Consider the following 7,437-nt stretch of genomic DNA (forward strand, 5'->3'; position numbering starts at 1 on the left):
GCCGAGCGAGAACCAGGCGCGCGCCGCATCGTTGATGCAGCCATTGGCGGAGGCCAGCGCGGCAAGCAGCGTCGCGATGAACAACAGGTTCTCAAGCAACGGGCTGCCGGTCAGCTTGCCGGCGTCCCACAGCGGGTAATAGGTGATGCCCAGATATTCCCACGGCATCATCGAGGCGCAGACATACCAGGTCATGGCGGCGGCGATCAAAAGCGTGATCATGCCGGCCATCGTGCCGTAGGGCAGCGAGCGCGCAGGCGAGCGCACTTCCTCGGCCGCCTGCGTCGTGCCCTCGATGCCGAGATAGTACCAGATGCCGAACTGGAAGGCGGCGATGACGCCGATCCAGCCATAGGGCAGGGCGTTGTCGGGTGTGACCAGTTCGTTGAGCTTCAGCACGGCGCCCTGCGTCCACGGGCTGACCGAGAAAAACAGGATGACGATCGAGATGTAGGCGATTGCGGTGATGACGAAGTTGACGTTGAGCGTCATCAGCACGCCGCGATAGTTCAGCCAAGCCAGCACCACGATGGTGGCGGCGATGAAGGAATTGTGGGTGAGCCCTTCGACCCCCGCCTTGGCGACGATGGTGTCGCCGAGCAGGATCGCGTCGGACACTTCGAGCATGGTGTAGGCAAAGACCAGGAACAGGGCGACATTGAAGGCCATCAGCGGCCCGACAATGTGCTTTGCCTGCGCATACTGGCCGCCGGCGGCGGCGACGGTCGATGTCACTTCGGAATCGATCATCGCGACCGAGGTGTAGAGCAGTCCGACGAGCCAGCAGACGATCAGCGCGGCGAGTGCGCCGCCCTTGTCGGCGGCGAAATTCCAGCCGGTGAATTCGCCGACCAGCACGATGCCGACTCCGAGCGCCCAGACATGGGCCGGGCCGAGCACGCGCAGCAGTGAGACCCTGTCCCCGTGGATTACCGGTTCAAGTGTGATCGTCATTGTTCAATCCCCACTCAAATCCGGTGTTTTTCGGAAACGGCTTCCAATTCGCCTTCGCGCGACGAGGTCAGCACCTCTTCTGAGAAGGTCGTGTCGACCTTGAACCAGTCGTAGAGCATCCACAGGGCAAGCACGATCGAGATGCCCCAGCATGCGTAGGAGAGTGCCATCCACATGATCGTGTCCCCCGATTGTGCGTGGAAAGTTTTTACTTGTCGTCGAACTTTTCGTTGATGACTTCGCGATATTCGCGGTCGGAGGCGCGGAACAGGAAGACGAAATAACCGATAAGCACCGCGGCCATGATGATCAGCGTCGGCCAGTCGATGACATAGTGGAAGCGGTTCCGGATGATGTCGTGCGCGGTCTCGGGCGTGTAGCCGAGCTTTTCCCAGATCGAGGCCATGGTCGCGTTCTGGCCGAGCGCCTCCCAGGTCTTGGTATCGAGTGCGTCGATCGATTTCGCCGCACCCGCCAGCCCGAGTTTCAGCGGCAGCCACAGGGCGACGAAGATGGCGACGACAACGACGACGATATCGAAAATCTGTCCGGCCTTGCTCTGCTCCGGCGGTTTGTAGCGCGACATATCTTGTACCCCTTCAGGACTTGCGGTTGCGGAACGCGTCGGCGTTCTTGATGTCGAGCCCGTAGATGAAGTCCTTGTCTTCCTTGTAGTGCTTGACCATCGCCAGGATGGCGGCCGTGTTGAAGATCAGCACGGCGGCCGCCGCGATCGCGACGACGACCTTGATGCCGCTATCGGGGATGTATGGCCACGTCATGAGGAGGACGAAGAGGATCGTCGCCCACAGGCAGACGATCAGGAGCACGGATCCGCGCACGTCGGAACGGTACAGCGCTTCAATGCGCTGCTGCATGTCTGACATCGGTTTTCCCCTTTTTCCGACGCACGGTTCCGAATCCACCGCGCGTCGCCCTCTTTCAAGAGAGTGAAATTTTTTTCATAAATTCCGTCCGATTTCCGCAATTGTCAAGCCGATTTTACGTTGGGTTAACCGTTTGCTTCGTGCGACGGATTTTGCCTGACAATGAAATTAATTGCTTATGGGTATTGCGGCGCTCGAATGTTTGCGGTCAATATTCGGCCAAAGCCCCCGCCACTGTGCAGGGGGCAGGGAACAGCAAACGATTTTTCGAAACGGAGGACGAGMGGATGACGGCATCCTGGAGATTTTCGACCCTGGCGGATCGCCATCGCGCCCTTGGTTCGAAGCTCGAAGACTGGAGCGGCATGGGGACTGCCTGGACCTACGACAAGGACGCCGACGAAGAGTACGTCGCCATCCGCACCAAGGCCGGGCTGATGGATGTTTCGGGCCTCAAGAAGGTCCACATCACCGGGCCACACGCCTCGCACCTGATCGATTTGGCCACCACGCGTGACGTCGAGAAGATCTATCCCGGCAAGTCGGCCTATGCCTGCATGCTGAACGAGGCGGGAAAGTTCACCGACGACTGCATCCTCTACCGCACCGGACCGAATTCCTGGATGGTCGTGCATGGCTCCGGCACCGGCCATGAGGAGTTGCAGCGCGCTTCCGTCGGGCGCGACGTCTCCTTGCGCTTCGATGACAATCTGCATGACCTGTCGCTGCAGGGACCGACCGCCGTCGATTATCTGGCCAAGCATGTGCCTGCTATTCGCGATCTCAACTATTTCCATCACATGCAGACGCAGCTGTTCGGCTTTCCGGTGATGATTTCACGCACCGGCTACACCGGCGAGCGCGGCTACGAGATCTTCTGCCGTGGCCAGGATGCCGGCACGATCTGGGACAGGATTCTCGACGAGGGCAAGAGCGCCGGCATCATTCCGTGCCGCTTCACCACGCTCGATATGCTGCGCGTCGAGAGCTACCTCTTGTTCTATCCCTACGACAATTCGCAGAAATACCCGTTCGACAATGAAGGTCCCGGCGACACGCTGTGGGAGCTCGGCCTCGACTTCACCGTCAGCCCCGGCAAGACTGGCTTCCGTGGCGCCGAGGAGCATTACCGCCTCAAGGGCAAGGAACGCTTCAAGATTTATGGCGTTCTGCTCGACGGCAAGGAGCCGGCCGACGAGGGCGCGCCGGTCTATCGCGACGGCAAGAAGGTCGGCGTGGTGACCTGCGCGATGTATTCGCCGCTGGTGAAGAAGTCGATGGGCATCGCCCGGCTCGACGTCGACTGCGCGGTCAAGGACACCAAGCTCGAGATTCGCAACAAAAGCGGTTCGATCAAGGCGACGGCGCAGCCGCTCCCCTTCGACGATCCCAAGAAGACCAAGCGCACGGCCAAAGGTTGAGGCATAGTCAACAGCGAGGGGTTCGAGGCACGAAGACTTAAATGGCAGCCAAAAGCATCATCAGCCGGCCCGTTTACGGAACGCTGTCTCCACAGCCCGGCAAGCACCATCTTTTCGTGGCGGATGCGGAGGGCGCGCTGGCGATAGCGGAGATGGCCGAGCGGACCCCGCCAGGGTTTTTCGACGGCGCCGAAATCGTCTTCATCCCTGGCCCTGACGGCAAGCACGCCGCAGCGCTCGAAGCGCTGAAGCCGGCGCAGTTTCATGAGGCGCCGTCCTTTGCCAGCCTGCTGCCGCGGCTCAGGCAGACGCTGGCCAATGCGCATATGGGCCTGCGCCTCTATCTCTCCGGCACCGAAGGCCTGATCGGCCAGGCGATGCAGGCCGCCCTTGAAGCCGGCATCGATCACACCTCGATCCAGACCGAGCATCGCGGCTCGCTGGCACGGCGCATGCAGTGCGTGCATTGCAAGGGTATCACCGAGAACGTGACGACGCAGCCGGCGACCTGCGCGCATTGCGGCCTGCTGCTTCTGGTGCGCGACCATTATTCCAGGCGCATCGCGGCGTTCCAGGGTGTCTGCATCAACGCTGAGGATCGCAGCGAGATTCCTCCGATGGAGGAGATTTTTCGATGAGCACCGGAACGACAAAACTCGATGTCGTGGTCAGCGATGTGGTGCCGGTCAATGAGCTGGTCACCCGCTTCCATTTCCGCCGCCGCGACGGCCAGCTCTTGCCGACCTTTTCCGGGGGCGCCCATGTCGTGGTCGAGATGCGCGACGGCGAGCGCACCCGGCTCAATCCCTATTCGCTGATGGGCTCGCCGCTCGACACGCGCGAATACACGATCAGCGTGCGCCGCGACGATGTCGGCCGCGGCGGCTCGCTGTTCATGCACAGGAATGTCCGGCCTGGCCATGAAATGGTGGTCAGCTATCCGGTCAATTTGTTCTCGCTCGACCTGCGCGCCAGAAAGCACCTGATGCTGGCGGGCGGCATCGGCATCACGCCGTTCATGGCGCAGACCGCGCAGCTGGCGGCGGAAGGCGGCAATTTCGAACTGCACTACACCTGCCGCACCGCTTCGCTCGGCACCTATGCCGATGTGCTGCGCGAGCGCTACGACCGACGGGTCAGGCTCTATCATGACGACCTTGACGAGCGCATCGAGCTCGACCGGCTGTTGTCGTCGCAACCGCTCGGCACGCATCTCTATGTCTGCGGTCCGGCCGGCATGATCAACTGGGTGCGTGAGCGCGCAGCCACCCTGGGCTGGCCGTCCGAAACCGTGCATTTCGAGCATTTCGCGGCGCCCCAGCCCGGCCTGCCGTTCGACGTGACGCTTGCCGTAACTGGCAAGACGATCAGGGTCGACGAACAGCAGAGCCTGCTCGAAGCGATCGAGGCGGCCGGCGTCGATCCGCCCTATCTCTGCCGTGGCGGCGTCTGCGGCCAGTGCGAAACCAATGTCATCTCGTATGACGGCAAGTTCATCCACAACGACCACTGGCTGAGTGAGGAAGACCACCGCTCGGGCTGCAAGATCATGCCGTGCGTGTCGCGCTTCGAGGGCCGGTCGCTGGTGTTGGAAAGATAGGAGGCGAGCTTGGGAATCACTTTTCGCAAGGAAACGTTCCGCGACGATTTCACCTTCAAGAACAGCCCGGAGCACATTCGGCGGTTCCCGTTCCCGTTCCACGAAGACGCCTACATGTATGCGGTCAACATCGAGCCGCATGTCGTCGGACCCAAGGGCAGCGTGCTGGAAAACCTGATCGACGTCGACGAGCACTATGTCGCCGAGATGCAGGACCGCGCGCTGGTGCTGGCCGAGGATCCGCTGCGCTGCCAGTCGCTGCCACACATGACGCTGGCCGGCTGGGACCTGCTGGAGCTCCTGATGGAGCAGCAGGCGCTGGGTTATCCCGAGCATTTCACGCTGACCCGCGACGGCGATCGCTGGCGCTGGATCAACCGGCCGCTCGGCATCGACGACACCTTCACTTTCGGCGACACCTCGACGCTGCCCTACGGGCCGATGGAGTACATCACCCGGCAGAGCCAAGGCGATTTCTGCATCCTCGACCAGCGCGACGGCAATCTGTGGATGGATGCCGGCATGGTCACCACCCAGGCCGACTGGTCGCTCGATTTCGACATCGGCATGAACTTCTTCGAGTGGCACGCGCCGGTGCCGCTGGCGCATGAAAAGGGGATTTTCACCCGGGCGCTGAAATTCCTCACCAACATCCAGCAAGGCAAGCCGGCGCGGCGCCTAAACTGGACGATGACCATCAATCCGCGCCTCGATACCAGCCCGGAAAATTATCACAAATGGGGTCCGGACCGGACCACGGTGACGCCGGAGAATGTCGGCGACAAGGTGCACCTGCGCGTCGAGCTGCAGAGTTTCTGGCGGCTGCCGCGCTCGAACGGCATCGTCTTTCCGATTCGCTGCTATCTGATCAAGATGGACGAACTGGTGACGCAGCCGAAATGGGCACGCCGCCTGCACCGCGTCATCCGAGACCTTCCGGACGAACTCGCCAACTACAAGGGCCTGACGCGCTATCGCCCGACGCTGGTCGAGTGGCTGTCGAAGCTCGACGACGGCAGCCCGACATCGCCAGGCTTCGGGCCGGACTAACCCGCGCTGTTCTGCGGATAGCAAATGATCGAGAGGTAGCGCATCGGCAGCTGCGTTAGCTGTTCGGGCCCGTGCGGCGCGTCCGCGTCGAAGAACAGGCTGTCGCCGGGCTTCATCGGATAGAGGTTGCTGCCGTGCCGGTAGACGACCTCGCCTTCGAGCATATAGAGAAACTCCATGCCCTCATGCTGGAAGGTCGGGAAGACGTCCGAATCCTCGGTCAGCGTGATCAAATAGGGTTCGACGACGACGCCGCTGGTGTTGGAGCCGATATGGCCGAGCAGATTGTACTGGTGACCGGCGCGCGTGCCACGACGTTCGACGTCGAGCCCTTCGCCGGCCTTGACGAAGACGGCGCTGCGCTCCTCCTCGAAGCGGCGGAAGAAGGCGGTGACCGGAACGCCGAGCGCCCGCGACAGCGCCTGCAAGGTGGTCAGCGACGGCGAGGTGATGCCGTTCTCGATCTTGGACAGCATGCCCAGCGAAATGTCGGTGGCGACCGCCAGATCGGCGACGGTGATGCCGAGCTTCTTGCGGAACGCCCGTACCTCGCGGCCGATCGCGACCTCCAGCACTTTTTCGCGGGTGTCGCGAATGGCGTGCGGGTTCTGCGTCAGCGGCGCCCGGATGGTCTTGCCGTCCGACGAAACCTTGGGCAGCGGCTTGGCCTTTGCGCCGGCAGGGCCGGCACCAGGGTTGGGATCGGAAATCTTGTTGGCCATGTCGCCCTCGGACTCTGCGGATTTATTTCACTCTAGGTGAACATGTCAGGTGCCGATACATGAGCGCAACCGCGACGGCAAGTCGCCTGAAGGCGCATGCACCCATCCGGTGTTTGGTCGCGCGAGGTTTTGCGCGAAATCCTCACAGCCGAAACGCTGTTTCGACACAGGAACTGTTGACAGCACGAACGGGCCAATTACTGTCCTGTGAGTGAAATTTGTTTCGTAAGAGCAATTCCAGGAAAAGTGTGAAACGGTTTTCCGTCCGGGATTGCGTCAAACAAAAAGTCGAAATCAGATCGGGAGGCCTGCAATGAAAAGTCGCGTTGCCGTTATCGGAGCCGGGCCGTCCGGCCTGGCACAGCTCAGGGCCTTCAAGTCGGCCGCCGACAAGGGCGCCGACATTCCCGAGATCGTCTGCTTCGAAAAGCAGTCCGACTGGGGCGGCCTGTGGAACTACACCTGGCRCACCGGCCTCGACGAGCATGGCGATCCCGTGCACGGCTCGATGTACCGCTACCTCTGGTCGAACGGACCGAAGGAATGCCTGGAATTCGCCGACTACACGTTCGAGGAGCATTTCGGCCGGCCGATCGGCTCCTATCCTCCGCGCGCCGTGCTGTGGGATTACATCAAGGGCCGCGTCGAGAAATCCGGCGTGCGCAAATGGGTGCGCTTCAACAGCCCGGTGCGCATGGTGACCTTCTCCGAGACGACGAAGAAATTCACCGTCACTGCGCATGACCGCACCAACGACATCACCTATTCGGAAGAGTTCGACAATGTCGTCGTCGCCTCCGGGC

The 7,437-nt window shown here is 61.6% G+C and carries 9 protein-coding genes and 1 pseudogene; 5 read left to right on the forward strand and 5 right to left on the reverse strand.

All coding sequences use genetic code 11. The features are described 5' to 3' along the window. The 4 genes from ACXJ7R_RS19990 to ACXJ7R_RS20005 all read right to left on the reverse strand — a co-directional run. On the reverse strand, positions 1-954 hold a 954-nt coding region (locus ACXJ7R_RS19990), incomplete at its 3' end, for an amino acid permease (RefSeq protein ID WP_457153356.1). 14 nt (positions 955-968) lie between these two features. After that, positions 969-1,130, reverse strand: coding sequence for a hypothetical protein (locus ACXJ7R_RS19995; RefSeq protein WP_095088222.1), 162 nt, complete (start codon positions 1,128-1,130; stop codon positions 969-971). Positions 1,131-1,162: 32 nt separating this feature from the next. Further along, positions 1,163-1,540: a hypothetical protein gene (locus tag ACXJ7R_RS20000; RefSeq protein WP_095088224.1), complete on the reverse strand. Its 378-nt coding sequence runs from the start codon at positions 1,538-1,540 to the stop codon at positions 1,163-1,165. A 13-nt stretch (positions 1,541-1,553) separates the two neighbouring features. Continuing rightward, entirely contained in the window at positions 1,554-1,841 is a 288-nt protein-coding gene (locus ACXJ7R_RS20005; protein WP_095088227.1) for a hypothetical protein, read from the reverse strand. A gap of 287 nt (positions 1,842-2,128) precedes the next feature. On the opposite strand from ACXJ7R_RS20005, the gene ACXJ7R_RS20010 reads away from it, so the two are divergent. The 4 genes from ACXJ7R_RS20010 to ACXJ7R_RS20025 are packed head-to-tail and all read left to right on the forward strand — an operon-like array spanning position 2,129 to position 5,912. Beyond that, on the forward strand, positions 2,129-3,262 hold the full coding sequence (locus tag ACXJ7R_RS20010; protein ID WP_457153357.1) for an aminomethyltransferase family protein: 1,134 nt from the start codon (positions 2,129-2,131) through the stop codon (positions 3,260-3,262). A 41-nt stretch (positions 3,263-3,303) separates the two neighbouring features. Then, positions 3,304-3,900 carry a dimethylamine monooxygenase subunit DmmA family protein gene (locus ACXJ7R_RS20015; RefSeq protein WP_457153358.1) on the forward strand — a complete coding sequence of 199 codons (597 nt, stop codon included), beginning with the start codon at positions 3,304-3,306 and terminating at the stop codon, positions 3,898-3,900. Beyond that, positions 3,897-4,862 (forward strand): PDR/VanB family oxidoreductase, encoded by a 966-nt coding sequence (locus ACXJ7R_RS20020; RefSeq protein WP_457153359.1) that lies wholly within the window; start codon positions 3,897-3,899, stop codon positions 4,860-4,862. The genes ACXJ7R_RS20015 and ACXJ7R_RS20020 overlap by 4 nt, the downstream gene beginning before the upstream one ends. A gap of 9 nt (positions 4,863-4,871) precedes the next feature. After that, positions 4,872-5,912, forward strand: a complete 1,041-nt coding sequence (locus ACXJ7R_RS20025; protein ID WP_457153360.1) for a heme-dependent oxidative N-demethylase family protein — start codon at positions 4,872-4,874, stop codon at positions 5,910-5,912. On the opposite strand, the gene ACXJ7R_RS20030 is transcribed toward ACXJ7R_RS20025, so the two are convergent. After that, entirely contained in the window at positions 5,909-6,634 is a 726-nt protein-coding gene (locus ACXJ7R_RS20030) for a helix-turn-helix domain-containing protein (RefSeq protein WP_457153361.1), read from the reverse strand. The two genes, ACXJ7R_RS20025 and ACXJ7R_RS20030, sit on opposite strands and share 4 nt — an antisense overlap. 313 nt (positions 6,635-6,947) lie before the next feature. On the opposite strand from ACXJ7R_RS20030, the pseudogene ACXJ7R_RS20035 reads away from it, so the two are divergent. Further along, positions 6,948-7,437: pseudogene (locus tag ACXJ7R_RS20035) on the forward strand (NAD(P)/FAD-dependent oxidoreductase); the annotation flags it as partial.

This window comes from Mesorhizobium sp. P5_C1, assembly GCF_054049815.1.